The 26,612-nt window shown below is 71.9% G+C and carries 23 protein-coding genes; 10 read left to right on the forward strand and 13 right to left on the reverse strand.

Annotated features, from left to right (window positions below):
* Positions 1 to 133 precede the first annotated feature (133 nt).
* A complete protein-coding gene (locus ACLBYE_RS07975) occupies positions 134 to 577 on the reverse strand; it encodes a DUF488 domain-containing protein (protein WP_020092959.1) in 444 nt (147 codons plus the stop codon).
* A gap of 202 nt (positions 578 to 779) precedes the next feature.
* Between ACLBYE_RS07975 and ACLBYE_RS07980 the strand changes: the two genes are divergently transcribed.
* On the forward strand, positions 780 to 1,664 hold the full coding sequence (locus ACLBYE_RS07980; protein ID WP_447693744.1) for a glycoside hydrolase family 25 protein: 885 nt from the start codon (positions 780 to 782) through the stop codon (positions 1,662 to 1,664).
* A gap of 133 nt (positions 1,665 to 1,797) precedes the next feature.
* Complete coding sequence (locus ACLBYE_RS07985; RefSeq protein WP_447693745.1) at positions 1,798 to 2,571, forward strand: Crp/Fnr family transcriptional regulator; 774 nt, start codon at positions 1,798 to 1,800, stop codon at positions 2,569 to 2,571.
* A gap of 28 nt (positions 2,572 to 2,599) precedes the next feature.
* Here the strand turns inward: ACLBYE_RS07985 and ACLBYE_RS07990 are convergent, their stop codons facing one another.
* Genes ACLBYE_RS07990 through ACLBYE_RS08005 form a run of 4 tightly spaced genes read right to left on the reverse strand, consistent with a single transcriptional unit; the run spans position 2,600 to position 5,869 of the window.
* The gene (locus tag ACLBYE_RS07990) at positions 2,600 to 3,373 is read right to left on the reverse strand and encodes an ABC transporter ATP-binding protein (protein WP_447693746.1); all 774 of its coding nucleotides are present in this window, start codon (positions 3,371 to 3,373) and stop codon (positions 2,600 to 2,602) included.
* Entirely contained in the window at positions 3,373 to 4,425 is a 1,053-nt protein-coding gene (locus tag ACLBYE_RS07995) for a FecCD family ABC transporter permease (RefSeq protein WP_447693747.1), read from the reverse strand. Before ACLBYE_RS07995 ends, ACLBYE_RS07990 begins: the two co-directional genes overlap by 1 nt.
* Positions 4,422 to 5,486 carry an iron ABC transporter substrate-binding protein gene (locus ACLBYE_RS08000; RefSeq protein WP_447693748.1) on the reverse strand — a complete coding sequence of 355 codons (1,065 nt, stop codon included), beginning with the start codon at positions 5,484 to 5,486 and terminating at the stop codon, positions 4,422 to 4,424. The genes ACLBYE_RS07995 and ACLBYE_RS08000 overlap by 4 nt, the downstream gene beginning before the upstream one ends.
* Positions 5,486 to 5,869, reverse strand: coding sequence for a VOC family protein (locus ACLBYE_RS08005; protein WP_447693749.1), 384 nt, complete (start codon positions 5,867 to 5,869; stop codon positions 5,486 to 5,488). Before ACLBYE_RS08005 ends, ACLBYE_RS08000 begins: the two co-directional genes overlap by 1 nt.
* Before the next feature lie 231 nt (positions 5,870 to 6,100).
* Here ACLBYE_RS08005 and ACLBYE_RS08010 point away from each other — a divergent pair, with 231 nt between their 5' ends.
* Positions 6,101 to 7,021 carry a DnaJ C-terminal domain-containing protein gene (locus ACLBYE_RS08010; protein WP_056531888.1) on the forward strand — a complete coding sequence of 307 codons (921 nt, stop codon included), beginning with the start codon at positions 6,101 to 6,103 and terminating at the stop codon, positions 7,019 to 7,021.
* A gap of 127 nt (positions 7,022 to 7,148) precedes the next feature.
* Complete coding sequence (gene fabI / locus ACLBYE_RS08015) at positions 7,149 to 7,973, forward strand: enoyl-ACP reductase FabI (protein ID WP_132366064.1); 825 nt, start codon at positions 7,149 to 7,151, stop codon at positions 7,971 to 7,973.
* A gap of 55 nt (positions 7,974 to 8,028) precedes the next feature.
* On the opposite strand, the gene ACLBYE_RS08020 is transcribed toward fabI, so the two are convergent.
* Together ACLBYE_RS08020 and ACLBYE_RS08025 are read right to left on the reverse strand one after the other, a co-directional pair.
* Positions 8,029 to 9,183: an AAA family ATPase gene (locus ACLBYE_RS08020; protein WP_447693750.1), complete on the reverse strand. Its 1,155-nt coding sequence runs from the start codon at positions 9,181 to 9,183 to the stop codon at positions 8,029 to 8,031.
* A 16-nt stretch (positions 9,184 to 9,199) separates the two neighbouring features.
* Complete coding sequence (locus ACLBYE_RS08025) at positions 9,200 to 10,192, reverse strand: polyphosphate kinase 2 family protein (protein ID WP_447693751.1); 993 nt, start codon at positions 10,190 to 10,192, stop codon at positions 9,200 to 9,202.
* Positions 10,193 to 10,288: 96 nt separating this feature from the next.
* Between ACLBYE_RS08025 and ACLBYE_RS08030 the strand changes: the two genes are divergently transcribed.
* The 3 genes from ACLBYE_RS08030 to ACLBYE_RS08040 all read left to right on the forward strand — a co-directional run bounded on the left by ACLBYE_RS08030 (position 10,289) and on the right by ACLBYE_RS08040 (position 16,513).
* Positions 10,289 to 10,876: a histidine phosphatase family protein gene (locus ACLBYE_RS08030; protein WP_447693752.1), complete on the forward strand. Its 588-nt coding sequence runs from the start codon at positions 10,289 to 10,291 to the stop codon at positions 10,874 to 10,876.
* A 111-nt stretch (positions 10,877 to 10,987) separates the two neighbouring features.
* Positions 10,988 to 15,058 carry a Pls/PosA family non-ribosomal peptide synthetase gene (locus ACLBYE_RS08035; RefSeq protein WP_447693753.1) on the forward strand — a complete coding sequence of 1,357 codons (4,071 nt, stop codon included), beginning with the start codon at positions 10,988 to 10,990 and terminating at the stop codon, positions 15,056 to 15,058.
* A gap of 300 nt (positions 15,059 to 15,358) precedes the next feature.
* On the forward strand, positions 15,359 to 16,513 hold the full coding sequence (locus tag ACLBYE_RS08040; protein ID WP_447693754.1) for a diguanylate cyclase domain-containing protein: 1,155 nt from the start codon (positions 15,359 to 15,361) through the stop codon (positions 16,511 to 16,513).
* A 17-nt stretch (positions 16,514 to 16,530) separates the two neighbouring features.
* On the opposite strand, the gene ACLBYE_RS08045 is transcribed toward ACLBYE_RS08040, so the two are convergent.
* A complete protein-coding gene (locus tag ACLBYE_RS08045; protein WP_447693755.1) occupies positions 16,531 to 18,006 on the reverse strand; it encodes a methyl-accepting chemotaxis protein in 1,476 nt (491 codons plus the stop codon).
* Between the two features lie 372 nt (positions 18,007 to 18,378).
* On the opposite strand from ACLBYE_RS08045, the gene ACLBYE_RS08050 reads away from it, so the two are divergent.
* Positions 18,379 to 18,585 carry a SlyX family protein gene (locus tag ACLBYE_RS08050; protein WP_447693756.1) on the forward strand — a complete coding sequence of 69 codons (207 nt, stop codon included), beginning with the start codon at positions 18,379 to 18,381 and terminating at the stop codon, positions 18,583 to 18,585.
* A gap of 38 nt (positions 18,586 to 18,623) precedes the next feature.
* Here the strand turns inward: ACLBYE_RS08050 and ACLBYE_RS08055 are convergent, their stop codons facing one another.
* Both ACLBYE_RS08055 and ACLBYE_RS08060 read right to left on the reverse strand, forming a co-directional pair.
* Positions 18,624 to 20,057, reverse strand: coding sequence for an NAD-dependent succinate-semialdehyde dehydrogenase (locus ACLBYE_RS08055; RefSeq protein WP_447693757.1), 1,434 nt, complete (start codon positions 20,055 to 20,057; stop codon positions 18,624 to 18,626).
* A 101-nt stretch (positions 20,058 to 20,158) separates the two neighbouring features.
* Positions 20,159 to 20,944, reverse strand: coding sequence for a class II glutamine amidotransferase (locus tag ACLBYE_RS08060; RefSeq protein ID WP_447693758.1), 786 nt, complete (start codon positions 20,942 to 20,944; stop codon positions 20,159 to 20,161).
* A 321-nt stretch (positions 20,945 to 21,265) separates the two neighbouring features.
* Between ACLBYE_RS08060 and ACLBYE_RS08065 the strand changes: the two genes are divergently transcribed.
* Positions 21,266 to 21,658 (forward strand): response regulator, encoded by a 393-nt coding sequence (locus tag ACLBYE_RS08065; RefSeq protein ID WP_026604893.1) that lies wholly within the window; start codon positions 21,266 to 21,268, stop codon positions 21,656 to 21,658.
* Between the two features lie 358 nt (positions 21,659 to 22,016).
* Here ACLBYE_RS08065 and rpsU read toward each other — a convergent pair whose 3' ends face one another.
* The gene (gene rpsU / locus ACLBYE_RS08070; RefSeq protein WP_447693759.1) at positions 22,017 to 22,352 is read right to left on the reverse strand and encodes a 30S ribosomal protein S21; all 336 of its coding nucleotides are present in this window, start codon (positions 22,350 to 22,352) and stop codon (positions 22,017 to 22,019) included.
* A 222-nt stretch (positions 22,353 to 22,574) separates the two neighbouring features.
* On the opposite strand from rpsU, the gene ACLBYE_RS08075 reads away from it, so the two are divergent.
* Positions 22,575 to 23,621 (forward strand): threonine aldolase family protein, encoded by a 1,047-nt coding sequence (locus ACLBYE_RS08075; protein ID WP_447693760.1) that lies wholly within the window; start codon positions 22,575 to 22,577, stop codon positions 23,619 to 23,621.
* Positions 23,622 to 23,875: 254 nt separating this feature from the next.
* Here the strand turns inward: ACLBYE_RS08075 and ACLBYE_RS08080 are convergent, their stop codons facing one another.
* Positions 23,876 to 25,063: a DUF1501 domain-containing protein gene (locus ACLBYE_RS08080; RefSeq protein WP_447693761.1), complete on the reverse strand. Its 1,188-nt coding sequence runs from the start codon at positions 25,061 to 25,063 to the stop codon at positions 23,876 to 23,878.
* Positions 25,060 to 26,589 carry a DUF1800 domain-containing protein gene (locus ACLBYE_RS08085; protein ID WP_447693762.1) on the reverse strand — a complete coding sequence of 510 codons (1,530 nt, stop codon included), beginning with the start codon at positions 26,587 to 26,589 and terminating at the stop codon, positions 25,060 to 25,062. Before ACLBYE_RS08085 ends, ACLBYE_RS08080 begins: the two co-directional genes overlap by 4 nt.
* Positions 26,590 to 26,612 lie beyond the last annotated feature (23 nt).

The raw sequence follows: 26,612 nt of genomic DNA on the forward strand, positions 1-26,612 counted from the left end.
GACCCGCCTTGCGCCCCGCGGGGCCGCGCCGCGGGGACTGACGGCCGCCCTCGGCCCGGTCCGGCGCCTCGCCGGCGCGCTGGGCATGCGCGCGCAGCCGCAGCCGCGACCGCTGCCCGGGCGCTGAGACGCTTCAGCCGTAGAGATCGCTGACCACGAAGCCTCGCGGCGCGAGGCGCTCGGCCAGCACGCGCCGGTGGCAGCCGGCCGGATCGCGCTCGAAGCAGAGCAGGCAGATCGGCGACGCCTCGGCGAGCGCGGCGAGTTCGTCGAGCGCCGCGATCCCGGCAGCGGTGTCCAGCACTTCCTCGCAGTAGATCCGGCGCATCAGCGCCGCGTCCCCGGCCCGCGCCGCCTGCCGGCCGGATTTCGGGGTGCCGAGGCTGCGCAGATGCGCGTAGCCGAGCCCGGCCTCGCGCAGGGAGGTGCCGAGCGCGCCCTTCGAGAAGCCGCGCTTGCGCGAGTTCGCCACCGCCCGGACATCCGCCAGCACCGCGACCCCGGCCGAGCGCAGGACGCCGACGAGGCGCTCCGAGTCGAGGCCTTCGTAGCCTATGGTAAAGAGTTGCTTACTCACGGTGCCCCGTCCGGACTCGCGTTGCGGGACCGCGACTTAGCCGTATGCGGCCCTGTGAACCAGCCGGGGATCGACGCCGTATGTCGCGGGGATGCAACGCGTCCCGGAATTCCGCCGCAATGATCGCAAAGCTCCGTTAACCGCGCCAGGGCCATCGAATACGCCTGTCTGTGGCGCATCTTCGGTGGCGGGCTAAACACTGATGTCGCGGATCTACACGCCTTCGCGGTCACCGATCGAAGATCTCGCTCGGGGCCTGATCAATCGCCTCAAGCCGGCCCGGCGCCTCGCCGGGCGATTCGCCGCCGCCGCGATCCTGGCCGGCCTCGCCGCCTGCGCGTCGAACAACGACTTCTACCCGACGAAGGGCGACGCCAAGCCCCATCCGGGCGTGGCTAAGGCCAAGCTTCACCCGATCCAGGGCATCGATATCTCGAAGTGGCAGGGCAACGTCGACTGGGCCTCGGTCCGCGCCGCCGGCACCCAGTTCGCCTTCATCAAGGCCACCGAGGGCGGCGACCACGTCGACGAGCGCTTCCGGACCAACTGGGACGGCGCGGCCCGGGCCGGCGTGCCGCGCGGGGCCTACCACTTCGTGTTCTGGTGCCGCTCCGCCCGGGAGCAGATGGACTGGTTCAAGAAGAACGTCCCCAACGACCCCACAGCCCTGCCGCCGGTCCTCGACGTCGAGTGGAACGGCCACTCGCAGACTTGCCCGAAGAAGCTGCCCAAGGCCCAGGCCCTGGCGATGGTCACCGAGATGCTGGAGGAGATGGAGCGCTACACCGGCAAGCGCCCGATCATCTACACCGACATCACGTTCCACAAGGACGTCCTGGAGGGCGAGCTCCCCGACTACCCGCACTGGCTGCGCTCCACCGCGGCCGAGCCGGAGCAGCGCTTCGTCAACCGCAAGTGGATGCTGTGGCAGTTCACGTCCACGGGCCGGGTTCCGGGTGTCCGCGGCGACGTCGACCGCAACGCCTTCTACGGCACCCCGTCCGAATGGGCCTCGTTCCTGACGACCGACTGCGACCCACGCGAGCACAAGCGGCTCTCCGAGCAGGGGCTATGCACGGACAAGTAGATGAAAGGCGTCGGCGAAACCTAGGTTAGTTCAAGGACGTAGAGCGCGGGGTATGGCTGACGGGCCCGCGCACCGGCGGGCGAGCCCGAGAGGATCCTGACGGGAGACTCTCCTCCCGCACCTCTCCGTCCCCATGCCGATCGACTCTGCCGCCTCCACCGGCAACCTGCTCCTCGACGCGCTGCCGGGTTCGGACCGCGCCCTGATCGCCCCCCACCTGGAGCCCGTGAGCTTCGCCAAGGGGGATACGGCGCTGGTGGCGGGCGCCGCCGCGAGCCACGTCATCTTTCCCCGCGACCAGACCGTCGTGGCGCTGATCGTCGCCACGCGGGACGGCCGGACGGCCGAGATCGCGAGCGTCGGGCACGAGGGGGCGATCGGCGGGATCATCGGCGAGGGGCGGCTGCCGCCCGCGGTCAGCGGGCTGGCGCAGATCGGCGGCGCGGCTTTGCGCCTCGACGCGGCGCGGCTCCGGCAGGCCGAGCTCGAGTCATCGACGCTCCGCGACCTGTTCGCGCGCTACGCCGACTGCTTCCTGGCTCAGCTGTTCCAGATCGCGGCCTGCAACGCCCTTCACCCGATCGAGCAGCGCTGCCTGCGCTGGCTGCTGTCGCTGCAGGACCGGACCGGCGGCGACACGCTCCCGATCACGCACGAGGTCCTGGCCTCCATGCTGGGGGTCCAGCGGACCTACCTCACGCGGATCCTGCGGGTGCTGCAGGAGCAGGGCCTCATCCGGGTCGGCCGCGGGCGCATCACGATCCTCGACCGCCGGGCGGTCTCGAGCGCCGCCTGCGAGTGCCACGCCCGCGTGCGGATGCAGTGCGAGGCGGTGCTCGGCACGGTCTTCCGGGCCGAGGAGCCCCGCCGGACCGAGCCGGTCGAGACGCTGTCGCGGGCCGGGTGAGGGACCGGCCCGCGATTCGTCGACCACGTTAAGTAACGACCGGCACGCAGACCGGCGCCGCGAGGCCCGGCACGGGCGCCACCACCACGTCGATCCCGTAGATCAGGCGCAGCAGCTCCGGTGTGACCGTCGCGGCGGCGGGCCCGTCGGCGACGAGGCGGCCCGCGTGCAGGGCGATCAGGCGGTCGGCACAGAGCAGGGCGTGCCCGGGATCGTGCGTCGAGAACAGCACGGCGATGCCGGCCTGGGCGAGGCGGCGGACCTGACCGAGGACGCGGGCCTGGTTGCCGAAATCGAGGCTCGCGGTCGGCTCGTCCATGACGAGGAGCCGCGGCTCGCCGCTGAGCGCCCGCGCGATCAGCGCGAGCTGGCGCTCGCCGCCGCTGATCTCGGTGTAGACCTGATCGGCGAGATGCCCGATCCCGAGCGCGGCCAGCGCCCGCTCGGCGGCCGCGACGTCCGACGGGCCCGGAGCGGCGAACGGGCCGAGCCGGCTCGCCCGGCCCATCACGACGACCTCGCGCACCGTGAACGGGAAGAACGCCGCGTGCGCCTGGGGCACGGCGGCGATGGTGCGGGCGACAGCTTTCCGCGACAGGCGCGACAGGTCGGTGCCGTCGAGGATCACCCGCCCGGCGCGGGCGGGCAGCAGGCCGAGCAGCGTCTGGAACAGCGTGGTCTTGCCGCCGCCGTTCGGCCCGACGAGGCACAGCACCTCGCCGGCGGCGAGGTCGAACGACACGTCGTGGCCGACGATCCGGCTGCCGTAGCCGAAGGCGAGGTCCCGGACCCGGAGCAGCATCAGCTGAATCCCCGGCGCCCGGACGCCAGCAGCCAGAGGAAGAACGGCGCCCCGACCAGGGCCGTCAGGATGCCGAGGGGCACCTCGACGGTGCCCAGATTGCGGGCGATCAGGTCGACCAGCACGAGGTAGCCCGCCCCGAGGACGAGCGAGGCGGGCAGCAGGCGGCGGTAATCCGGCCCGACCAGCAGCCGGGCGACGTGCGGCACGATCAGCCCGATCCAGCCGATGACCCCGGTCATCGCCACGGCCGCCGCCGTGATCAGGGTCGCGCCGGCGATCAGGACGGGGCGCAGCACCCGCGTCTCCACGCCGAGGGCCCGCGCCTCCGCGTCGCCGAGGCTCATCAGGTTCATGCGCCAGCGCAGCAGCACCAGGGGCACGAGGCCGAGCAGCAGCATCGGCAGCGTGGCGGCGACGTCGCCGGGGGTGACCGAGGACAGGCTGCCGAGGAGCCAGAAGGTGATCGCCGGCAGCTGATTGTAGGGATCGGCCAGCACCTTGAGGAGCGAGATGCCCGCCCCGAGCACCGCGCCGACCGCGACCCCGGCGAGGACCAGCGTCAGGACCGGGTCGTGCCGCCGCACGGCGAGGCCGACGCCGTACACCGCCGCGACGGCGCCGAGCCCGCCCAGGAAGGCCAGGGCCTGGATGGGCGCCACCGGCAGGCCGAGATAGATCCCCAGGACGGCGCCGAGCCCGGCGCCGGCCGAGACGCCGAGGATGTCGGGCGAGACCAGCGGGTTGCGGAACAGGCCCTGGTAGGTCGCCCCCGCGGCCGACAGGGCCGCGCCGACGACCAGCGCGGCGATCACCCGGGGCAGGCGCACCTGCATCACGACCGTCTCCGCGGTCGCCGGAACCCGGAGGGGCAGCCCGAGCAGGCGGTGGCCGAGGATCGCGGCGAGGTCGGCGGGCGCGACCGGGTACTTGCCGACCGCCAGCGCCACGGCGGTCAGTGCCAGCAGGGCGAGACCGGCCAGCAGCGCCGCGGGCAGGCGGAGGCGGGTGCGCGCCCGGATCGTCTCGGCGGCCGTCGGGACGCGACTCACCGCGCCGGGCCCGGGGGGGCGACCGGCGGCGTCGGGCCGAGGAGGGCGTCGACCCGACCGGCATCGAGGTCGACATGGTAGAAGCGGCCGTAGAAGGCGCGCACCACCTCGGGCATCGGTTGCGGAAACAGCTCCGGATGGAGCCGGGCCGCCAGCCAGCGCAGGCCGATCAGCCGGTTGACCCCCGGCGGGGCGTCGAACCACGGGAAAGGCTGGAGCGGCGCCACGTAGACCCGCCCGGTCTGGACGGCCCGGACGTCCCGCCACAGCGGGTCGGCGCGCAGCCCGGCCGCGAAGGCCGGGTCGAGGGTGACGATCACGTCGGGGTTCCAGGCGAGAACCTGCTCGGGCGAGACGTTGCCGAGGCGGCCGCCCCCGTCCTGCGCGACGTTGCGGCCTCCGGCGGCCTCGACCAGCTCGGTGTTGATCGAGCCGGCGAACCCCGTCTCGAGCCCGCGCGGCCCGCGCGCGTAGTAGACCCGGGGCCGCTTGTCCTCCGGGACCGTCGCGACGGCGCGGTCCACCGTGTCGGCGAGGCTCTGGGCCTCCGCCGCCAGGGCGTCCGCGTCGGACTGACGGCCCAGGGCCGCGCCGAGATGCCGATACGCCTCCGGGGTCTTCGCGAAGCTGCCGTCGAGCAGGATGTAGGGGATCCCGGTCTGCGCCTGGACCCGGTCGGCGAGCGACGCGTAGGTCGGCCCGAGGCTGCCCGAATCCACGATCAGGTCCGGCTTGGCGGCCAGCACCGCCTCGACATTCGCCGTGCCGCCGCGTCCGGTCAGGCGGCCGTAGGCGGGGAGGGCCCGGGTCCGGGGCGCGAGGAAGGGCAGCGCCTCGGGATGCGGGGCGCTCACCCAGCCGGCCATGAGGTCGGGCGCCAGCGTGTAGAGCAGCACCGCGGCCGGCGGTCCCGCGGCGAGCACCCGCCCGACCCGTTCGGGGAGTTCGACCGTGCGGCCGGCCGCGTCCGTGAACGGGCGCGCCGCCACCCCGCCGGACGCCGCCAGCAGCAGGATCAGCGCCGCAGTGAGGGCGCGGCGGCGGCCGGGTCGCGGCGCCATCAGGCGGGCTTCCGCTCCAGGATCTCGATCAGCGCCCCGTCGGGCCCCTCCACGAAGGCGATCCGCAGGCCAGGGCCGCGCTCCGTTATGCCGGTCCGCACCCGCACGCCCCGGGCGGTGAGATCGGCCATCGCGGCCTCGATGTCGGCGACGCGCAGGCCGAAATGCTCGATCCCGAGGCAGGGCGTGGCGGTCGCCGGCGCGATCTCGTCCGGGGCCTGCTCGATGAAGACGGCGAGGCCGCCGAGGTCGAGCACGACGCGCTGCACCGGGTCCGCGCCGACGCGCTTCACCTCCCGGGCCCCGAAGGTGTCGACGTAGAAGGAGGCGGCCGCGACGGCGTCGCGGCTGCGCAGGTGGAGGTGGTCGCAGGCGTAGTGCATCGGCTTCCCGGTTTCAGGTGATCCAGACGGGCGCGGCCCTCGGCCCGGCGGTGCCGTTCCGCGCCGTGTCCGACGATAGGGCCGGCGCGCAGCCGCGGCGAGGTCGGCCGCTTGACGTTCGGCCCGAACCCGCAGACTTTCGCCGCCAGAACCGTTGCAGGGATGCAACATCGATCCCACATCCCGGTGGCGAACCCACATCGCACAGCCAACCGCACAGCCAAGAGATCCATGCGCAATCCCTACGACGTGCTGGGCGTGGCCAAGGGGGCGAGCGAGGCCGAGATCAAGAAGGCCTATCGCAAGCTCGCCAAGGACTTCCACCCCGACCGCAACAAGAACGACGCCAAGGCCAAGGACCGGTTCGCCGAGGCGAACTCGGCCTACGAGATCCTGGGCGATTCCGAGAAGCGCAAGCAGTTCGACCGCGGCGAGATCGACGCCGAGGGCAAGCCGCGCGCGACCGGCTTCGAGGGGTTCGGCGGGTTCGGCGGCGGGCGCGGGGGCAATTTCGATTTCGAGAACATGGCGCGCGCGCAGCGCGGCGGCGGCGGCGGGATGGGCGAGGACATCTTCTCGCACATCTTCGGGGAGGCGTTCCGCGCCGGCGGGGCCGGTCCGGGCGGCCAGCGTCAGGCGGCCAGGGGCGAGGACGTCGCCGCGGAGCTGCTGGTGACGCTGGAGCAGGTCGCCAGCGAGGAGAAGCTGCGCCTCGCCCTGCCCACGGGCCGTGAGGTCGACGTCGTGATTCCCCGCGGCGTGGTCGACGGCCAGACCATCCGGCTGCGCGGCCTCGGCCAGAGCGGCGGCCTCCGGGCCGAGCCGGGCGACGCCCTCCTCACCATCCGGATCCGGCCGCATCCGCGCTTCACCGTCGAGGGGGCCGACCTGCGCACCAGCGTCGACGTCCCGCTGGAGGATGCCGTGCTCGGTGGCACGATCCGCGTGCCGACGCTCACCGGCGCCGTCGAGATGAAGATCCCGGCGATGACGAGTTCCGGCCGCACCTTCCGCCTGCGCGGCAAGGGGCTTCCGAAGAAGGACGGCACCCGCGGCGACCTGTTCGCCACGACGGCGATCGTCCTGCCGGAAGGCGAGGACGCGGCCCTGACCGAATTCGCCCGCGGCCGCCGGGCCGCCAACGCGGCCTGACGGGCCGAAGTAGCTACCGGGGCGCGCATGAAGGCGCTCGGCGGCGTCCCGGACTTCCGTCGCCGGGCCGCCTCCGCTAAGGAGGCCCCCCGGCCCCGAGAGGGGTCGCGCGGCTTCGGGATCGATCATGGCGGAACACGGGCAGGGCCTTCTGGCGGGCAAGCGGGGCATCGTCCTCGGGGTCGCCAACAACCGCTCGATCGCCTGGGGCATCGCCCGCAGCGCCCGCGCCCACGGGGCCGAGCTGGCCTTCACCTACCAGGGCGACGCCCTGCGCAAGCGCGTCGAGCCCCTGGCCAAGGAACTCGACGCCCACGTGATCGGGCACTGCGACGTCACCGAGTCGGCCACGATCGACGCGGTCTTCGCGGAGGCCGCCAGGGTCTTCCCGGACGGCATCGACTTCGTCGTCCACTGCGTCGCCTTCTCCGACAAGGACGAGCTGACCGGCCGCTACATCGAGACCTCCGAGGACAATTTCACCAAGTCGCTCCTCGTGTCGTGCTACTCGTTCACCGCCGTGGCCCAGCGCGCCGAGAAGATCATGCGCCCGGGCGGCTCGCTGGTGACGCTGACCTATTACGGCGCCGAGAAGTGGATGCCCCACTACAACGTGATGGGCGTCGCCAAGGCGGCCCTGGAGGCGTCGGTGCGCTACCTCGCGGCCGATCTCGGCCCAAAGAACATCCGGGTCAACGCCATCTCGGCCGGCCCGATCAAGACCCTCGCGGCCTCCGGGATCGGCGATTTCCGCTACATCCTGAAGTGGAACGAGTACAACGCGCCCCTGCGCCGGACCGTGACGATCGGGGAGGTCGGGGAGACCGCGTCCTATCTTGTCTCCGACATGGCGGCCGGCATGACCGGCGAGATCCTCCACGTGGATGCCGGCTACCACGTCGTCGGCATGAAGAATCCCGAGGCGCCGGACCTCACCCTCGACAAGGACTGAGACGGGTCGGTCGTCGCGGCCGCCCGGACCTGAGGCGTGAGCGGCCCGGCGTGGCTCACGCGTCCTCCGCCTCGTCGAACTCCCCCGAAAGCTTGAGCCCGTCGATCCAGGTCTCGCCGTCGCGCTTGATGACGGTGCGCGGCCGGACGTTCCCGTGCTCCGCGATGCCGGCCGCCAGCCGCTCCGAGTGCGTGACGAGCCAGACCTGCGCGCGCTCCGCGGCCCGCGCGATCAGCCGCGCCAGCGGATCCATGAGATCGGGATGCAGGCTGGTCTCGGGCTCGTTCAGCGCGATGAACGGCGGCAGCCGGTAGCCGAGCAGCGCGCCGGCCAGGGCGAGGTAGCGCAGGGTGCCGTCCGACAATTCCGGCGGATCGAAGGTCCGGCCCGGGAAGTCGGGGAAGCGCAGGCCGAAGCGCGCGTGACGGCCCGGCTCCGGCAGCACGAGCGCCGCGCCCGGGAAGGCGCCGTCGACGGCCTCGTCGATCTCGGTCGTGTCCTCCCGGATATGCGCGAGGGTGGCGAAGACGGCGGCGAGGTCCGCGCCGTCGGACGCGAGGGTCGGCGTCGTCACCGCCAGACAGGGCCGGCGCAGGGGCGACTCGGCATCCGTCCGGAAATCGTGGTGGAAGCGCCACCCCGCCAGGGCGAGGCGGACCACGGCGATCTCGGGATGGCCGGTGGCGTCGAGGAGGCTGCCGAGGGCGGTCTCGGTCGGCAGCAGGTCACCGCCGAGGGGGCGCTTGCGGCCCTCGGCGTCCCGGACGAAGCCGCTCCGCCCGTCGCGATCGAGGATCACGGCCGCGCGGCCGCGGGTGCGGACCGTCAGGCGCTCGGCCTTGACCTGCGGCTCCTTCCGGAAGGCGGCGCCGAAGGTCGTCCCGCCGACCTGCTGCACCAGCCCGATCTCGACGGCGTAGACGAATTCCTGCCCGATCGTGTCGTGGCGCAGGGTGGCCGACAGGCGGATCCGCGCGGCCTCGCCCTGCCGCCGGCGGCCGGCCCAGAGGGCGGAGTCCATGCCGCCCTCGGCGGCGAGGTCGCGGGTGAGGGTGCCCCGGGCGGCGGCCTGCAGCAACTCCAAAGCCCGGTAGAGGTTGGTCTTGCCGGTGCCGTTGCCGCCGACGAAGACCGACAGCGTGTCGACCGGGAAGCCGATCCGCCGCAGCGAGCGGTAGCCCGAGACCACGACCTCTCGAACCACCAGCATCCCGGTTTCTCCCGCGTCAGTCGGGGACCGTCAGATCCGCGATGCCTTTGGCGGCCTCGGGGAATCGCGGGTCCATGGCCTCCAGCGTATCCGCCACGGTCCGGGCAATCACGTAGTTGCGGAACCACTTGTGGTTGGCCGGCACCACCAGCCAGGGCGCCTCGGGCGTCGAGCAGCGGCCGAGGGCGTCCGCGAAGGCCTGCTGGTAGGCGTCCCAGGATTTCCGCTCGACTAGGTCGGCCGGGTCGAATTTCCAGTGCTTCTCGGGGTCGGCGATCCGGGCCTCCAGGCGCCGCTTCTGCTCCGCCTTGGAGATGTGCAGGAAGAACTTCACGACCGTCGTGCCCGACTCGGTGAGCAGGCGCTCGAAATCGTTGATCCGGCCGTAGCGGCTCTGCCAGACCGCGTCCGGCACGAGGCCTTTCACCCGCACGACGAGCACGTCCTCGTAGTGGCTGCGGTTGAACACCCCGATCATGCCGCGCCCCGGCACCCGCGCGTGGTAGCGCCACAGGAAGTCGTGATCGAGCTCCTCGCTCGAGGGCACCTTGAACGAGGCCACCGCGCAGCCCTGGGGGTTCACCCCCTTGAGCACCGACCGGATCGTGCCGTCCTTGCCGCCCGTGTCGATCGCCTGGAACACCAGCAGGAGGCTCCGGGCGCGCTCCGCGTAGAGCCGCTCCTGGAGGGCGACGATGCGCGCGCGCTCCTGGGTGAGGGCGTCCTTGGCCCAGTCCTTCTCGAGGCCGCCGACGTCGTCGGGATCGACCGAGCCGAGATCGAAGGGCGCCCCCGGCTCGACCGCCACGATGCCGGGCGCCGGGCGGATCGGTACCGGCCCGTACCGGCCGAGCGCCGCCGGGACGGATTCGGCCACGCTGTCGACGCTGCCGGCCCAGCGGGCCGTCGACGGGCGGTGATCCACGGTGGCGCCATGCAGATCGGCCTCACCTGTCATGCCGTCACCGCGTTTGTGGCCGCGATGATGCTTGCCGTGCTTCTTGGACATGGGGCAGGACCTAGTTCCGGATATTGCCGACCGCCGGCGAGAACGGCCGGTAGTCCAGGCTGTTCCGGACGCCTGTGCAGGACGGGGTTGAGACGGTTGGGTACGATCTACTTCATCCGGCACGGCCAGACCGCCTGGAACGCCGAGGGTCGCCTCCAGGGCGGGCGCGACACCGACCTCAATGCCCAGGGGGAGGCACAGGCCGCGGCCGTGGCGGAGCGCCTCGCCGCCGCGGCGGGGCCGGCCCTGGCGGAGGTCGATTTCGTCGCGAGCCCGCTCAAGCGCACCCGGCGCACCATGGAGATCCTGCGGGGCGCCCTTGGCCTGCCGCCCGAGGCGTACCGCGTCGACCCGCGCCTGCGGGAGATCGGTTTCGGCAGCTGGGAGGGTTCCACCTGGGCGGAGATCCGCCGCCGCGACCCGGCCGGGGCCGCCGGCCGCGACCGGGACCGCTGGCACTACCGCCCGCCCGGCCTCGGCGCGGAGAGCTATGCAGGCCTCGTCGAGCGCGTCGGGCCGATGATCGCGGGGCTGGAGCGGGACACGGTCATCGTCGCCCATGGCGGCGTCGCGCGGGCCGCGCTGGTCGCCCTTGGCCACCTCGACGTCTACGCGGCGCCCCGCCTGGGCATCCGCCAGGGCGAGGTCCTGATCCTCGAGCCCGGTGGCTGGCGCTGGGCTTGATCCCGTGCGCCGGCGCAGTGCAAAGCCGCCTCGATAACGGCATGATCGGCAGGCTATAGGGCGGCGGCCAGGACAGGCGCCGGCCCGAGCGGGCGGCCAGCGGAGCAGCGGATGAGCGACGTCGCCGAGAAGACCCGGCCCGGACCGGCGGCCGGGGAGCCCGCGCCTCTCGGAGCCGCGGCGGCGATCCTGCGCGGCGACCACCGGCCCGACCTCATCCGCGACGAGGTCCTGGCCGAGATCTTCCTGCACTCCGCCGAGACCCGGCCCGACCATCCCTGCCTGGTCGACGGCGCCGGCGTCGGCGCCGGGGGCGTCCACCCGCACCTGACCTACGCGGAGGTCGCCGCCCGGGCCGGCCGGATCGCCGCCGGCCTCGCCCATCGCGGCATCGGGCCGGGTGACATCGTCGGCCTCTGGATGGCCCGTGGCCCGGACCTCCTCGTGGCGCAGATCGGCATCACGATGGCGGGCGCGGCCTGGCTGCCCTTCGACGCCGAGGCGCCGGCGGACCGGGTGGGCGTGTGCCTCGCCGACGCGGGCGCGAAGGCGCTGCTGGTCTCTCCGGCGCTCGCCGCGGCGGCGCCCGACGCCGCCCCGGCCCTGACGCCCGCCGATCTCGATGCCGGGACGCCTGCCGGCGCGCCGCTGCCCGATCCGCGCGCGGCCGGGCTGACGCCCGAGCACCCCGCCTACCTGATCTACACTTCCGGCTCGACCGGCGTGCCCAAGGGCATCGTCATCAGCCACGCCAACATCTGCCACTTCCTGCGGTCCGGAAACGCCCTCTACGGGATGCGCGCCGACGACGTGGTCTTCCAGGGCGCCTCGGTGGCCTTCGATCTCTCGATGGAGGAGATCTGGGTCCCGTATCTCGTGGGCGCGACCCTGTTCGTGGCGAGCCCCGCCATGATGGGCGACCTGGAATCGCTCCCCGGCATCCTGGAGGCCGAGGGGATCACGGTGCTCGACACCGTCCCGACGCTCCTGGCGATGATCTCCGGCGACCTGCCGCGGGTGCGCCTCGTCCTGCTCGGCGGCGAGGCGCTGCCCGAGCCGCTGATCGCCCGCTGGGCGACCGGCGGCCGCCAGCTGTTCAACACCTACGGCCCGACGGAGGCCACCGTGGTGGCCACCGCGGCCGAGATGCGGCCCGGCGAGCCGGTGACTATCGGCGGCCCGATCCCGAACTACTCCGTCTACGTCGCCGGCGAGGACCTCGCCCTACTCGGCCGAGACCAGCAGGGCGAGCTGCTGATCGGCGGTCCCGGCGTGGCGCGGGGCTACCTCGCCCGTCCCGAGCTGACGGCGGAGAAGTTCATCGCCAACCCGTTCGCGTCGGACGGGACCGACCCGGTGCTCTACCGCTCGGGCGACGCGGTCTCCCTCGACGCCGCCGGCCGGATCGTGTTCCACGGCCGGATCGACGACCAGGTGAAGATCCGCGGCTTCCGCGTGGAACTCGGCGAGATCGAGTCCCGGATCCGGGCGGTGCCCGACGTCAACCAGGCCGCCGTCGTGCTGCGGAACGACGACGGCGTCGACCGCCTCGTCGCCTTCCTGATCCCGGAGCGCGGCCGGTCCATCGACGCTGCCGCCCTCCGCCGGACCCTCGCCGGGCAGATGCCGCCCTATATGGTGCCCGGCCATTTCGAGGTGGCCGAGACGCTGCCCCGGCTCACGTCAGGCAAGGTCGACCGCAAGGCGCTCAAGGTCGCTCCGCTCACGGTGGTTGCCGCCGACGGCGAGCAGGAGACGCCCGCCAACGAGACCGAGGCGGCCCTGGTCGCCGCGGCCAAGCAGATCTTCGGCAACCAGCCGATCGCCCTCGAGGGCGACTTCTTCGCCGATCTCGGCGGCCACTCGCTGCTCGCCGCGCGCTTCGTCTCGGCGGTGCGCGAGAACCCGCCGCTGGCGGGGATCACGCTGCCGGACGTCTACGCCCTGCGTACCGTGCGGGCGATGGCCGACGCGCTCATCGCCCGCACGGGCGGCATGGGCGCCGGGGCCGCGACCCGCGATCTGAGCTTCGCGCCGCCGCCGCTGCTGCGCCGGGCGCTGTGCGGCCTCGGGCAGCTCGTCGCGCTGCCCTTCGTGATCGCGCTGGCCACCGCGCAGTGGCTCGGCATGTTCGTGACCTACCTGCTGCTCACCGGCGGGGGCCTGAGCTTCTTCGCCGAACTCGGCGTGCTGCTCCTCGTCTACGTGGCGATCAACGGCGTGACCGCGGTCGCGGCGGTCGCCGGCAAGTGGCTGATCCTCGGCCGGACCAGGCCGGGCCGGTACCCGCTCTGGGGCACCTACTATTATCGCTGGTGGCTCGCGCAGCGGCTGGCGCCCCTCGTCCACGTGAAGTGGCTCCAGGGCTCGCCCGCGATCGCCGTCTACCTCCGGCTGATGGGTGCGAAGGTCGGACGCGACACGCTGATCTCCGACATCGAGATCGGCGCGGCCGACCTCCTGACCATCGGGGACGGCGCGTCCCTGGGCGGCCGCCTCGTCATCGCCAACGCGGAGATCGTCGGCAACGAGCTGGTCATCGGCAGGGTCGAGATCGGCGCGGACGCGGCGGTCGGTACCTCCTGCGTGATCAGCCACGACGCGGTGATCGGGCCGCAGGCGGAGATCGCCGACCTCACCACGATTCCCACGGGCTCGCGGGTGGGCGCGGCCGAGCGGTGGGACGGCTCGCCCGGCCGCAAGGTCGGGATGGCCGACCCCACGGAGCTGCCCGCCCCCGCCGAGGCCTCCTTCGCGCGCCGCGCGGCGTTCATGGCGGCCTACGTGGTGCTGCTCGGCGCGATCCCCGCGGTCGGTCTGCTGCCGATCTTCCCGGCCTTCTTCATCTTCGACCAGATCTCGGACTCGCTCTCCGACATCACCGACATCGACTACCACTGGTACCTGCCGATCCTCACCTGGCCGACCGCCATGCTGATGACCGCCGGCACGGTGCTGCTGATCGCGGGCATCCGCTGGGTGGTGCTGCCGCGGACCCGCTCCGGCACCTACTCGGTCCACTCGCTGTTCTACCTGCGGAAATGGTCGCTGGCGCTCGCCGTCGAGGTCACTCTGGAGACGCTGTCGTCGCTGTTCGCGACCGTCTACATGCGGGCCTGGTACCGGCTGATGGGCGCCAATATGGGCCACGGCGCCGAGATCTCGACCAACCTCGCGGGCCGCTACGACCTCGCCGAGGTCGGCGCGAAGAACTTCATCGCCGACGAGGTGGTGTACGGCGAGGAGGAGATCCGGCGCGGCTGGATGCACCTGGAGCCGGTGCGCACCGGCGCCCGGGTCTTCGTCGGCAACGACGCCGTGGTGCCGCCCGGCGCCGTCATCCCCGACGACGTACTCATCGGCATCAAGTCGAAGCCGCCCGAGAACGCCGCGATGAGCCCCGGCGAGACGTGGTTCGGCTCGCCGCCGATCCGGCTGCCGGCCCGCCAGAAGGTCGATCTCGGCTCGACCGCCCAGACCTACGAGCCCGGCGCGTGGCCGAAGATCCGGCGCGGCGTCTTCGAGGCCTTCGCGACCTCGTTCTCGCCGATGCTCTACATCACCCTCGCGATCACGGCGATCGACTGGTACTTCTACCCGGCCATCCTGGAGCAGGACTGGTGGGGTCTGGCCTACAGCTTCGTCGGTGCGAGCGTCGCCATCGCGCTGATCCAGTCCTCGGCGGTGATCGCGATGAAGTGGCTGCTGATGGGCGTCTACAAGCCCGGCATGCAGCCGATGTGGTCGTGGTGGGCGATGCGCACCGAGGCGATCGCGGTGGCCTACTGGGGGCTCGCCGGCAAAGTGCTGCTGGAACATCTCCAGGGCACGCCCTTCCTGCCCTGGGTGCTGAGGCTGTTCGGCGTGAAGGTCGGCAAGGGCGTCTGCATGCTCACCACCGACATCACCGAGTTCGACTGCGTCACCATCGGCGACTACGCCACGATCAACCGCGTCTCGGCACTGCAGACGCACCTCTACGAGGACCGGATCATGAAGATCGGCCGCGTCGTCGTCGGGCGCGGCGTTTCGGTGGGTGCGTTCTCGACCGTGCTCTACGACACCAAGGTGGGCGATTTCGCCCGGCTGCGCCCGCTCACCATCGTCATGAAGGGCGAGTCGATCCCCGCCAACACCGAGTGGGAGGGCGCGCCCGCGGTCCCGGTGATCCACCGCGCCTGACGGGCGGGCCGCACCGCGCGTTCCGGTCCCGGCGTCCCGGGACCGTGCGGGGGCGGGCCCGCGCCGAGGTCAGAGGCGGCGACTCTGCGGCACTCAGCACGAGAGACCCAGCAGGCTCCGGGACGAATATGCCGGTGTACTAGCACCCTCGTCCCGGTTGGTCGTTCCAATCTAGCTTACAGTGGCTTCCGGCAAGATAGAGCGATATACTCTGCCGGCTCGTATCGTTGCTCGGCCATAGTGCGGCGCGACGCGGGGGCGGGGGCGGCTAACGTCCGGGTCGAGGATAGACAGGCGTCCGTGCAGCTCGATCCCGCCACCCTGCTGGTCGTCAGCGCGGCGACGACCTTCCTGGTCGGCACGCTCTTCATGGCCTCGTGGCGGCAGGCGCCCGAATCCCGGGTGCTCGCCTACTGGGGCGCGGCGCATCTCGTGGGCGCGGCCGGATCGGCCGGCCTCGCGCTGCGCAACCAGATCCCCGACCTGATCTCGGTGGGCTTGGCCAATGCCGTGGTGCTCGCCGCCTACGGCCTCATCTGCAGCGGCGTCCGCTCCTTCGAGCATCGGGAGCCGCGGGTGGGCATCGCCATGGCCGGCGCCCTCGGCTGGTGCGCCCTGTGCCTGATCCCGACCTTCTACGCGTCGATCGAGGCCCGCATCATCTACGCCTCGGGGACCGCGGCGCTCTATTGCTGCGCCGCGGCCGCGGAGATCTGGCGCGGTCGCGCCGAGCGGCTCGCCTCCCGGATCGCCGCCGCCACCATCCTGGGGCTGCACGGCAGCTTCTACATCGTGCGGATCCCCGCGACGCTGGTGGCGCCCCCACAGCCGGGTCTCAGCCCGCTCGCATCGCCCTGGGTGGCGATCCTGTGCTTCGTCACCCTGATGTTCTCGATCGCCTCGGCCTTCACCTTCATGGCGCTGGTCAAGGAGCGGGCCGAGCGGGAGCAGCGCATCGCCGCCTCCACCGACGCGCTGACGGGCGTGCGCAACCGCCGGGCCTTCGCCGGGGCCGCCGCGGACGCGATAGCGCGGCACGGCGACGCCGCCCTGCTGCTGTTCGACCTCGACCGGTTCAAGGCCGTCAACGACCGCTTCGGCCACGGAGTCGGCGACGCGGTCCTCGTCGGCTTCTGCACCATGGCGTCGACCCTGCTACCGCGGGAGGCCCTGCTGGGCCGCCTCGGCGGTGAGGAGTTCGCGTGCCTGCTACCGGACGTCTCGCCCGCCGAGGCCCTGGCCCGGGCCGAGGAGTTGCGCCAGACCTTCGCGCAGCTCGCGGTTCCCGAGCTTCCGGCCCTGCGCGTCAGCGTCAGTATCGGGATCGCGCAGGCGCGCCCCGGGATCGCGTTCGACCTGCTGATGCAGCGGGCCGACGCCGCGCTCTACGCCGCCAAGAATGGCGGACGGGACCGGATCTCCGTGGCCGATCCGGCCGCCACGCGCGCGGCCTGAGGCCCTGCCGGGCGGGCTCACGCGAGGGCGCGCGCCGCCTCCGAGACCTTGCGCACCGAGGCATCGACGACGCTCGCGGAGGAGGCGATCTCCGCCATGGCGGTGTGGATCGCCGCGACGCCCTGCGCCGCCGACTGCATGTTCTCGGTCATGTCGCGGGTCACCGCGGCCTGCTCGGTCACGGCCGACGAGACGCTGAGCGAGATCGCGCTGAGCTGCTCGATCGTGGCGCCGATCCCGTCGATCGCCGAGACGGCGCGGGAAGTCTCGGCCTGCACGGCGGCGATCTGGGTTCCGATCTCGCCGGTGGCCTTGGCGGTCTGCTCGGCGAGCGCCTTCACCTCGGCGGCGACGACCGCGAAGCCCTTGCCGGCCACTCCGGCCCGGGCCGCCTCGATCGTGGCGTTCAGCGCCAGCAGGTTCGTCTGGTCGGCGATGGACCGGATCAGGCTCACCGCCGCTCCGATCCGGTCCGCGGCGCCGGTCAGCCCCACGACGATCGCCCCCGCCTCCTCGGCGCGGGAAACGACCAGATCGACGGAGGATTTCGCCTGCATCGCGTGACGGCTGAGTTCCTCGATCGAGGCCGCGAATTCCTCGGAGCCCGCGGCAACCGCGTCGACGTTGCGGCTTGTCCGGCTCGAGGCCTCCGCGGTGTCGTCCGCCTGCCGGACCACCCGGCTCATCGAATCGCGGATCGCCGCGATGTCGGCGTCGATCGCGCGCTGCCCCTCGGCCCGGCGCTGGCGGTCCTCGACCTGCCGGGTCACATCGGTGGCGAATTTCACCACGGCGCAGGGCTTGCCGTCGGCGTCGAGGATCGGATTGTACGCGCCGAAGATCCAGACGGTGCGGCCGTCCTTCCCGACGCGCCGGAACTCGCCGGCCTGGTACTCGCCGTTGCCGAGCGCGGCCCAGAACGCCGTGTAGTCCGGGCTGGCCGCCTCCGCCGGCGCCATGAACATGCGGTGATGCCGCCCGCGGATCTCCTCCAGCGCGTAGCCCATCGTGGACAGGAAGTTGCTGTTGGCGTCCGTGATCGTCCCGTCGAGGGCGAAGCAGATCACCGCCTGCGAACGGTTGAGCGCTTCGACCTGACCGGCGTGGAGCGCGTTGCGGGCGCGCTCCGCGGTGATGTCGGTGGCGAGCTTGACGACCTTGGTGGGCTTGCCGCGGCGGTCGAGGATCGGGTTGTATGAGCCCTGGATCCACACGGTGTGGCCGGCTTTCGTCACCCGCGGGAAGGCACGCGCCTCGTGCTGGCCGGCGCGCAGCCGGTCCCAGAAGGCGCTGTAGTCCGGACCGGACCTGTCGGCCTCCGGCACGAACATTCGGTGATGCTGCCCCCGGACCTCGTTCAGGGTGTAGCCGACGAGGTCGAGGAACACGGCGTTCGCGTCGGTGACGGTACCGTCGAGGTCGAATTCCACCCGCGCCATCGTCCGATCGATCGCCGCGAGCAGCGCGTCGTCGCGTGAACCAAACATCGCCATCGGAGCTCGTTCCCGCCTGATCTGTAAAGTGGCGGCGATCATGAGGATACGCGCTTAAAAAACCGTCAATGGCGCGCTCTCGTCATGAAACGGGCCGGGCGAGAATGCGAGAGAGCTGTGTCAGCGCAGTCGATCATCGCGGGATGTATTTTTTCGAGTGGCAAAGATGGTCGGGATATAAACAATATCTGCGCTATTATCGGTCGTCGAGCCTATACATCGACTGATCGACGTTTTCGACTGGTCATGGCTGGAGGCGGTCCGTCGGGTTGTTCGACGCGCGGCCTGCGTTAGGAGGAGCGTTGAGCGCCGGCGGTCCGACCCGAGCGGGGCGGGGACATCACGCGACACGGCACTGCCTGGAGACCCGACATGGACGAGGCCGCACGAATCGACCGCCTGGAGATACGCCTGACCGAGCAGGACGCGACGATCGAGGACCTGAACCGGACCTTGACCGAGCAGTGGCGGGTGATCGACCGGCTCTTCCGGCAGCTCGACGCGCTGCGGGAGCAGGTGGAGGAGGCGGCCGCCCGGGCGGCGCCGCGCGGGCCGGAACCGCCGCCGCCGCATTACTGAGGGAGGGGCCGGCGCGCCGCGGCGCGCCGGCCGGTGCGTCAGAAATTCGCCTGCGTGACGAACTTGGTGACCAGGTAGGCGTCGAGGGCTTCCGGGCCGCCCTCGCTGCCGTAGCCCGAATCCTTGACGCCGCCGAACGGCGTCTCGGGCAGGGCGAGGCCGTGGTGGTTGATCGAGATCATGCCGCTCTCGACCGCGTTCGACACCCGCGCCGCCCGCTCGGCGGAGCGGGTGTAGGCGTAGGCCGCGAGCCCGTAGGGCAGGCGGTTGGCCTCGGTGAGCGCCTCCTCGTCGTCGGAGAACCGGTTGATCATCGCCAGGGGCCCGAAGGGCTCCTCGTTCATGATCCGGGCGGTCAGCGGCACCTCGGTGAAGACCGTCGGCTCGAAGAAGTTGCCCTGGTTGCCGATGCGCTTGCCGCCAGCGCGCAGCGTCGCGCCGCTCGACTCGGCGTCCGCCGCCAGCGCCGTGACGGCGTCGAGGCGCCGCCCGTGGACCAGCGGTCCCATCTTGGTCTCGGGATCGAGCCCGTCGCCGACCTTTACCGACTTGGCGAAGGTGGTGAAGCCCTCGACGAAGCGGTCGAAGACGGAATCGTGCACGAGGAAGCGGGTCGGCGAGACGCAGACCTGGCCGGCATTGCGGAACTTCGAGGGGGCCAGGACGGCCACCGCCTTCTCCACGTCGGCGTCGCCGAACACGATCGCGGGGGCGTGGCCGCCGAGTTCCATCGTGGCGCGCTTCATGTGCTCGCCCGCGAGGGCCGCGAGCTTCTTGCCGACCACGGTCGAGCCGGTGAACGAGATCTTCCGGATGACCGGGTGCGGGATCAGGTAGGCCGAGATCGCTTCGGGATCGCCGTAGACCAGCGAGAGCGCGTCGCCCGGGATGCCGGCATCCAGGAAGGCGCGAACCAGGGCGGCGCAGCTCGCCGGCGTGTCCTCCGGGCCCTTCAGGATCACCGTGCAGCCGGTGCAGAGCGCCGCCGAGATCTTGCGGACCGCCTGATTGATCGGGAAGTTCCAGGGCGTGAAGCAGGCCACCGGCCCGACCGCCTCGCGAACCACCGCCTGCAGCACGCCGTCGGCGCGACCCGGGATGACGCGGCCGTAGGCGCGCTTACCCTCCTCGGCGAACCAGTCGATGATGTCGGCCGCCGCCAGGGTCTCGACGCGCGACTCGGCGAGCGGCTTGCCCTGCTCCATCGTCATGATCCGGGCGATCTCGTCGACCCGGGCGCGCAGCAGGTCGGCCGCCTTGCGCATCACCTTGGCGCGCTCGAAGGGGGCGACTTTGCGCCAGGCCGGGAAGGCGCGGGCGGCGGCCGCCAGGGCCTCGTCGAGATCCGCCGTGGTGGCGACCGCGCACTGGCCGATCGTCTCGCCCGTGGCGGGGTTCAGGACCCCCAGGGTGTCCCGGTCGGCACCCGCGCGCCAGCGCCCGGCGATGTGAAGCTCGGTATCCGGATACATCGGTCGATTCCCGCTCGGCCGCACCATCGGCCGCAGGCGGAATGTGGCGATGTGGCGCGCCCCGGCAATCCCCGCGGCGGCATGGCTGGGGCCGTCTGTATTCAGGCGGCGGCGCGGGCGGGCTCCGGCGCCTCGACGAGCGTCGCGCTCCCGTGGCGGGCGCGCAGGGTGGCGCCCTTCGGGACCACCCGCCAGCCCTCGCGGCAGCCGTCGATGGGCTCCGAGACGACGACGATGCCGCCCGGCCCCTCGCGATAGTACAGGCTCGGCGGCCGGCCGTCGCAGGCCCAGCGATAGGCGGTCAGCGTCTCGCCGTCCGTGAGCAGCGCGGTGAAGCGCAGCGGCTCGCAGACATTCGCCGCCTCCATCAACTCGCGGACGGTCTTCAGCGTCCGCGCCATCGCGCCGACGGGGTCCGCCTCCAGGCCGTTGGCGAGCGCCAGGAGGAAGATCGCCTCCGAGTCCGTGCTGCCGCGGCGATGGTCGTAGTAGGCGTCCGGGATCAGCGCCTCGAGGCGCCGCTTGATGCGATGATAGCCGCCGATCTGGCCGTTGTGCATGAACAGGTGGCGGCCGAACACGAAGGGGTGGCAATTGGCCCGGGCGGTGGCCGTTCCGGTCGAGGCGCGCACGTGCGCGAAGAACGTCCGCGCCCGCACCTGTCCGCAGAGGTTCACGAGGTTCTCGTCGGACCATGCCGGGGAGATGTCGCGGTAGACACCCGGCTCGGGCCGCTCGGCGTACCAGCCGATGCCGAAACCATCGCCGTTGGTCTCGGTCTTCCCCTCGTCGGCGTGCAGCGACTGGTGCACCAGCGAGTGGGTCGGCGCGCAGACGAGGTCGGAGAGGAAGACCGGCTCACCGCTGTAGGCGAGGAAACGGCACATGTCGGACGATGATCCTTCAGCTCTGGGCCGCGTTCGATCCGGCGAAACGCCCCCGCGCGGGTGGAGACGTTCCGCCGCAGGACGTTAACAGTCGGTCCACTCCGGTGAACAGTTTCTTAACCGCCCGGAAACTGCGCCATTTTCGTGCGTTCCGCATGAAAATGGTGCCGCCTGTCCGCAGGGCAGGCATTCGCCCCCGGAGCGACGCGACTCTTGTGAGCCGCCTCATGAAGGATCAGCATGGCCGAATCGGGGAATCAGAAGTTCGCCTTTCAGGCGACCGCCCGACGCGGGGCACGGCACCGGCAGCAGGAGACTTTGATGGATCGCGCAACGCCCGATAGTTCCGCCCCCGTGGCGCTCGTCGTGGAGGACGATGCGGCTGTGCGCGATCTCGCGACGGCGGTGCTCGAGGAGACCGATCTCGGCGTGATCGCCTGCGAGAGCGCCGAGGCGGCCCTCTCGGTGCTGGAGCGGTCCGACGTGACCGTGGCGCTGCTCTTCGCCGACGTGCGCCTGCCGGGCGCCATGGACGGCGTGTCCCTGGCGCAGGCGGTCAAGCGGCGGTGGCCGGACGTGCGCGTGGTCGTCACCTCGGGCGCGAGCCGGGACGCGCGGCTCCCCGATCAGGCGGTCTACATGCAGAAGCCCTGGCGGGCCCTCGACGTGCTGGTCCAGGCCGAGCACGCGACCATGGCCGCCAAGGCGGCTTGAAGCAGCGCTCTTCACGTCGTCGCGAGCGCCGCCACCCAACTCGGCGCCGCATCAGCGGATGCGGCTCCGATTGGTGCGACTGGAGCTGTTCTCGCCCGTGTTGCAGCGGTTCGGAGGATACAACTCCGGTCGAGACGGCCGCGCCACGCCCCCTCTCCCGTTCGGGAGAGGGTTGGGGCGAGCGTCCCGGTCTTTCCGGAGAGGTCGCATCCCTCACCCTGTCCCTCTCCCGCACGGGAGAGGGGACCCGCGCCGCGCACGTCTCGCGTTATCGGGCGTCGCCGTCCGGACGCGACGCAAAGAAAAAGCCCGGCCTACGCGCGCAGGCCGGGCTCTCTCATGACTGACGTGGTGTCGCTCAGGCGGCGGGAGCCGGGCCGACCGGGGTCTGGCCGGCGGCGTTGCCGCCCTGGCCCTGCGCGGCGGACGGCGACGGGAAGCCGGGACGACGACCACCGGCGGGGAAACGGGGCTTCGGCTTCGGCGCGGCGATCAGACCCTCGCGGATCGCGGTCTTGCGGGCCTGCTTGCGGGCGCGGCGGACGGCCTCGGCCTTCTCGCGAGCCTTGCGCACGGACGGCTTCTCATAAGCCTTGCGCTGCTTCATCTCGCGGAAGATGCCCTCGCGCTGCATCTTCTTCTTGAGGACGCGGAGCGCTTGATCGACGTTGTTGTCGCGAACGAGTACCTGCAACGGACTTGATCCTCTGGACCTGAAGTTCTGGGTTCACGCGGCCCGCCGCCGATCTGGAAACCGGCAACGTCCCTCGCCCGGTTTGAACCCGGGAGGGACGGGAACGTCGGTTTCCGAATCGGCGTGGAGCTCACGCCTTGACGGGGCTATTACACCAAGCGCGCACCAGTTCCAACCTGTCCGCGCGATCCATCCGCGCCTGCGCCGTGCTAGGTTGCGCGGATGAGACACGACGACTCGCAGCAATTCGCCAGCGACAACTATTCCGGCATCTGCCCGGAGGCCTGGGCGGCGATGGAGGCGGCCAATCGCGGCCACGCCCCGGCCTACGGCGAGGACGCCTGGACCGCCCGGGCGGCCGACGCCTTCCGCGACCTGTTCGAGATCCCGTGCGAGGTGTTCTTCGCCTTCAACGGCACGGCCGCCAACGCGCTGGCGCTGGCCGCGCTGTGCCAGTCCTACCACAGCGTGATCTGCGCCGACTCGGCCCATGTCGAGACCGACGAGTGCGGCGCGCCGGAATTCTTCTCGAACGGCTCGAAGCTGCTGACCGTCCGGACCGAGGGCGGCAAGCTCACGCCGGAGGCGATCCGCGGGCTCGCCCAGAACCGCAGCGACATCCACTTCCCGCGGCCGCGCGTGGTGACGATCACGCAGCCCACCGAGACCGGGCAGGTCTACAGCCTCGCCGAGCTGCGGGCCCTCTCGGCGACCTGCCGCGAGCTGGGCCTCGCCCTTCACATGGACGGGTCGCGCTTCGCCAATGCCTGCGCGAGCCTCGGGTGCAGCCCCGCCGACATGACGTGGCGCTCGGGCATCGACGTCCTGTGCTTCGGCGGCACCAAGAACGGCATGCATGCCGGCGAGGCGGTGGTGTTCTTCGACGCCGAGCTCGCGGAGGATTTCGGCTACCGCTGCAAGCAGGCCGGCCAGCTCGCCTCGAAGATGCGCTTCCTCGCGGCCCCCTGGGTCGGCATGCTGGAGAGCGGCGCGTGGCTGCGGAACGCGGCCCACGGCAACGCCTGCGCCCGCCGCTTCGCCGAGGCGGTGGGCGGGCTGCCGGGGGTGCGGGCGCTGTTTCCCGTCGAGGCGAACGCGGTCTTCCTGACGATGCCGGCGGCCACGATGGAGGGCCTGCGCGCCCGGGGCTGGCGTTTCTACACCTTCATCGGCGGCGGCGCGCGGTTCATGTTCGCCTGGGATGCCCGGACGGAGCGGGTCGACGAGCTGGTCGGCGACCTGCGCGCGCTGGCGGCCGCCGCGGCCTGAGCGCGCGGACATCGCGGTAGAGCCGCCTCACCGAATGTGTCTCGCGCGCAGGTGCCCGGTTTCTCTGAGAGGCGTGAATACGCTGGCGCGACGTGCGCACGCTCGTCCTTGCGAGCGCAGCGAAGCGACCCAGCGACGCGCGACGCCTGCCGATGACGTGAGGCTCTGGGTCGCTTCGCTCCGCTCGCGATGACTGAGGGATCGGAAAGCCGGGCCCGGGAGGAAGGGAGCAGCGCGATACTTCGACCCGCTCCCTACAGCAGCGCGAGATCCGCCGGGTCCGCGCTGGGGAAGATCCGCCGCAGGCTCGCCGGGTCGAGCCCGTAGAGCCGCCGGAACAGGCCGCCCAGAAGGCCGCGGTAGTCGGTGAGCACCGGATAGTCCCGGTTCTGGAACAGGTGCGCCTCGTCGGCCCGCACCTGCGGTCCCGCGATCCGGCCGCCCCGGACGCCGCCGCCGAGGATCCAGTAGACGCTGCCGTGGCCGTGATCGGTGCCGCGGCTGCCGTTCTCCCGGAAGGTGCGCCCGAACTCCGACAGCACCACCACCACCGTGTCGGACCAGCCCGGCCCGATCTCCTCGACGAAGCCCGAGAGGCCGCGCCCCAGCTCGCCGAGCCGGTCGGCGAGGTAGCCGGTGCCCGCGCCCTGGTTCACGTGCGTGTCCCAGCCGCCGACATCCACGAAGCCGAGGTTGAAATTCTCGCGCATCAGGCGGCCGATGCGCCGCGCCGACAGCTCGAAGCCCTTGGGCGAGACCGCACCGCGGTCGGCCTGCCCGGCATGATCGGAGATCGTGTGGTAGACCGCGTCGCGCACCCGGAACCCCTCGGTCACGGCGGCGGCCAGCTTGGTGTCGCTGTACATCGCCGCGATGAGGCGGGCCTGCCGGTCGTCGATGCCGGGCTTGCCGACCCCGTTGATGGCGATGTTGGGTACCGTCTCGCCGCCCCGGAAGATGAGCGGCATCTGGTCGGTGAAGGCGATCGGCCGGACCCGCGTCAGCTCGGCGGCGAGCCGGGCCATGAAGCCGGAATTGTAGTCGCGGGCCGCGCCGACCGTCTGGCCCATCTCGATCGTGTCCTGGGTCTCGAAATGGCTCCGGGTCAGGTCGTCGGTGCCGGCGAAGGGCACGAAGGCGGCCTGACCCTTGGCGTAGAGCGGCAGGAGCGTGTCGCGCAGAGCCGGATGCAGGCTCCAGTCGGCGTCGAGCGCCAGCGCCGCCTTCGGGTCCGACGCGTCGGGCTTCGGGATCGCGAGGTTCGGCCGCGACCGGTAATAGAAATCGCTGCCGGTCGGGATCACCACGTTGGCGGCGTCGTAGGCGCCGCGCAGGAACACCACGAGCAGGCGCGCGTCGGCCTTCGGGGCGGCCCAGACGCGGCCGGCCACCGTGGACAGGCCGAGCGCCGCCGAGGCGCGGATCAGGTCGCGACGGTTCATCGCATGAACTCCGGCGAGGCGAGGTAGAGGGTGTTCCAGTCCTGCGGCGAGACCGCCTGGGCGAGGGCCGCGCGCGTCGCCGCCGACAGGGTGCCGGACAAAGCCGAGAAGTAGAGCCCATTGGCGAGCACCGGGAAGGCCGGCTCCTCGGCCTGATCGGGCAGCGCCGGCTTGAACAGGCCGGCCGAGCCGGACCCGATCTGCCGGGCGATCTCGAACCGCGTCGCGAGCTGCCCGGGCCCGCTCCAGGCGGCCGCGTCGAGGGGGTAGCCGTCCGGCGTCGAGCGGTTGAACAGGCCCTCGCCGAGGCGGTTCAGCCAGCCGAGGACCGGACCGGCGTTGCGGATGACGCGCGCGTCGTAGGCCATGCGCAGGGCCGAGAAGACGTAGCGCACCGGGTCCTTGAAGGCGCCGCCGCGCTCGGCCGTGAAGGCCGGCTCGCGCACCAGCGCCTCCATCACCGCGGCGATGTCGCCGTCGGTCCGCGTGAAGACGGCGGCGAGCCGGGCGACGAGGGCGTCGTCGGGCGGCTGACCGAGGAAGTAGGTCGCCAGCGCCCGGGAGACGTTGGTCGCGGTGGCGGGGTTGCGGGCGATCAGGTCGACCGCCTCCTCGACCTCGGGCCAGCCGCGCCCCCGGATGCGCGTGCCGAGGAAGACCTTGTCGCCGTAATCGTGCCGGTTCGGGTTGAACGTGAACAGGCCGTCCCGGCGGAAGTCGGCGGCGTGCTCGGGGCGGAGCTTCGGGGTCTCGGGCTTCAGGTCGATGCCGACCCCGCTCAGGATCCGGGCCAGCGCCTCGACGTCGCCCTGCGTGTAGCCGGAGCCGACACCCATCGTGTGCAGCTCCATGATCTCCCGGGCGTAGTTCTCGTTCGGGCGGCCGGCCGCGTTGGCGTCGTTGTCGAGGTAGCGCTGCATCGCCGGGTGGCGCAGGCTCGCCATCAGCAGGTCGCGGAAGCGCCCGAGCACGTGCGGGCGGATCGCCGTCTCGACGTAGTCGCCCACGGCGGCGCGCAAGGTCGACTTCCCTTGGTGGACGTTGAGCCGGTTGAACCAGAACCACGTGAGCCGCTCGCGCAGCTGGTCGGGGCTGTAGAGCGCCCGCAGCACCCAGACGGAGGCGGCGTTCCGCGCGGCCGTGTTGAGCGCCGCCTGGAAAGCCTGCTGCGCGGCCTTCCTGGCTTCGGGATCGGCGATGTCCTTGGCGGCCTTGGCCTGCGCGTCCAGGGCCTGGGCCCGCTCGAACAGGCTCCCCGGCGGGGTCAGCGCGTCGACCTGCGCCTGGGCGTCGGGGGGCAGGCGCGTTTCGGCGGGCGGGTGAAGCTGATCGTGCAGCCAGCGCGCCCGCCCCTCAGCGGTGAGCTGCGCGAAGGCCGAGGGCGTGGCACCCCAGGTCAGGGCATCGAGGAAGGCGGCGTCAGCCGCTGCGGCGCGCTGCGGCGCCTCGGCCGCGCGGGGCCCGGCGCCCGCGGAGGTGAGCAGCAGGGCGGTGACCAGACAACAGCGTGCTGCGGCGCGCGACATCGGGGCCTCGCGAAGCGTGGATC

It is taken from the genome of Methylobacterium sp. A52T (genome assembly GCF_053346095.1).

Bases quoted from the DNA above. Each gene is read 5' to 3' on its own strand.
- ACLBYE_RS07980 (WP_447693744.1), top strand. From the start codon at position 780: ATGTCGCGGATCTACACGCCTTCGCGGTCACCGATCGAAGATCTCGCT.
- ACLBYE_RS07985 (WP_447693745.1), top strand. From the start codon at position 1,798: ATGCCGATCGACTCTGCCGCCTCCACCGGCAACCTGCTCCTCGACGCG.
- ACLBYE_RS07990 (WP_447693746.1), bottom strand. From the start codon at position 3,373: ATGCTGCTCCGGGTCCGGGACCTCGCCTTCGGCTACGGCAGCCGGATC.
- ACLBYE_RS08000 (WP_447693748.1), bottom strand. From the start codon at position 5,486: ATGGCGCCGCGACCCGGCCGCCGCCGCGCCCTCACTGCGGCGCTGATC.
- ACLBYE_RS08005 (WP_447693749.1), bottom strand. From the start codon at position 5,869: ATGCACTACGCCTGCGACCACCTCCACCTGCGCAGCCGCGACGCCGTC.
- ACLBYE_RS08010 (WP_056531888.1), top strand. From the start codon at position 6,101: ATGCGCAATCCCTACGACGTGCTGGGCGTGGCCAAGGGGGCGAGCGAG.
- fabI (WP_132366064.1), top strand. From the start codon at position 7,149: ATGGCGGAACACGGGCAGGGCCTTCTGGCGGGCAAGCGGGGCATCGTC.
- ACLBYE_RS08020 (WP_447693750.1), bottom strand. From the start codon at position 9,183: ATGCTGGTGGTTCGAGAGGTCGTGGTCTCGGGCTACCGCTCGCTGCGG.
- ACLBYE_RS08025 (WP_447693751.1), bottom strand. From the start codon at position 10,192: ATGTCCAAGAAGCACGGCAAGCATCATCGCGGCCACAAACGCGGTGAC.
- ACLBYE_RS08035 (WP_447693753.1), top strand. From the start codon at position 10,988: ATGAGCGACGTCGCCGAGAAGACCCGGCCCGGACCGGCGGCCGGGGAG.
- ACLBYE_RS08045 (WP_447693755.1), bottom strand. From the start codon at position 18,006: ATGGCGATGTTTGGTTCACGCGACGACGCGCTGCTCGCGGCGATCGAT.
- ACLBYE_RS08050 (WP_447693756.1), top strand. From the start codon at position 18,379: ATGGACGAGGCCGCACGAATCGACCGCCTGGAGATACGCCTGACCGAG.
- ACLBYE_RS08055 (WP_447693757.1), bottom strand. From the start codon at position 20,057: ATGTATCCGGATACCGAGCTTCACATCGCCGGGCGCTGGCGCGCGGGT.
- ACLBYE_RS08060 (WP_447693758.1), bottom strand. From the start codon at position 20,944: ATGTGCCGTTTCCTCGCCTACAGCGGTGAGCCGGTCTTCCTCTCCGAC.
- ACLBYE_RS08065 (WP_026604893.1), top strand. From the start codon at position 21,266: ATGGATCGCGCAACGCCCGATAGTTCCGCCCCCGTGGCGCTCGTCGTG.
- ACLBYE_RS08075 (WP_447693760.1), top strand. From the start codon at position 22,575: ATGAGACACGACGACTCGCAGCAATTCGCCAGCGACAACTATTCCGGC.
- ACLBYE_RS08080 (WP_447693761.1), bottom strand. From the start codon at position 25,063: ATGAACCGTCGCGACCTGATCCGCGCCTCGGCGGCGCTCGGCCTGTCC.
- ACLBYE_RS08085 (WP_447693762.1), bottom strand. From the start codon at position 26,589: ATGTCGCGCGCCGCAGCACGCTGTTGTCTGGTCACCGCCCTGCTGCTC.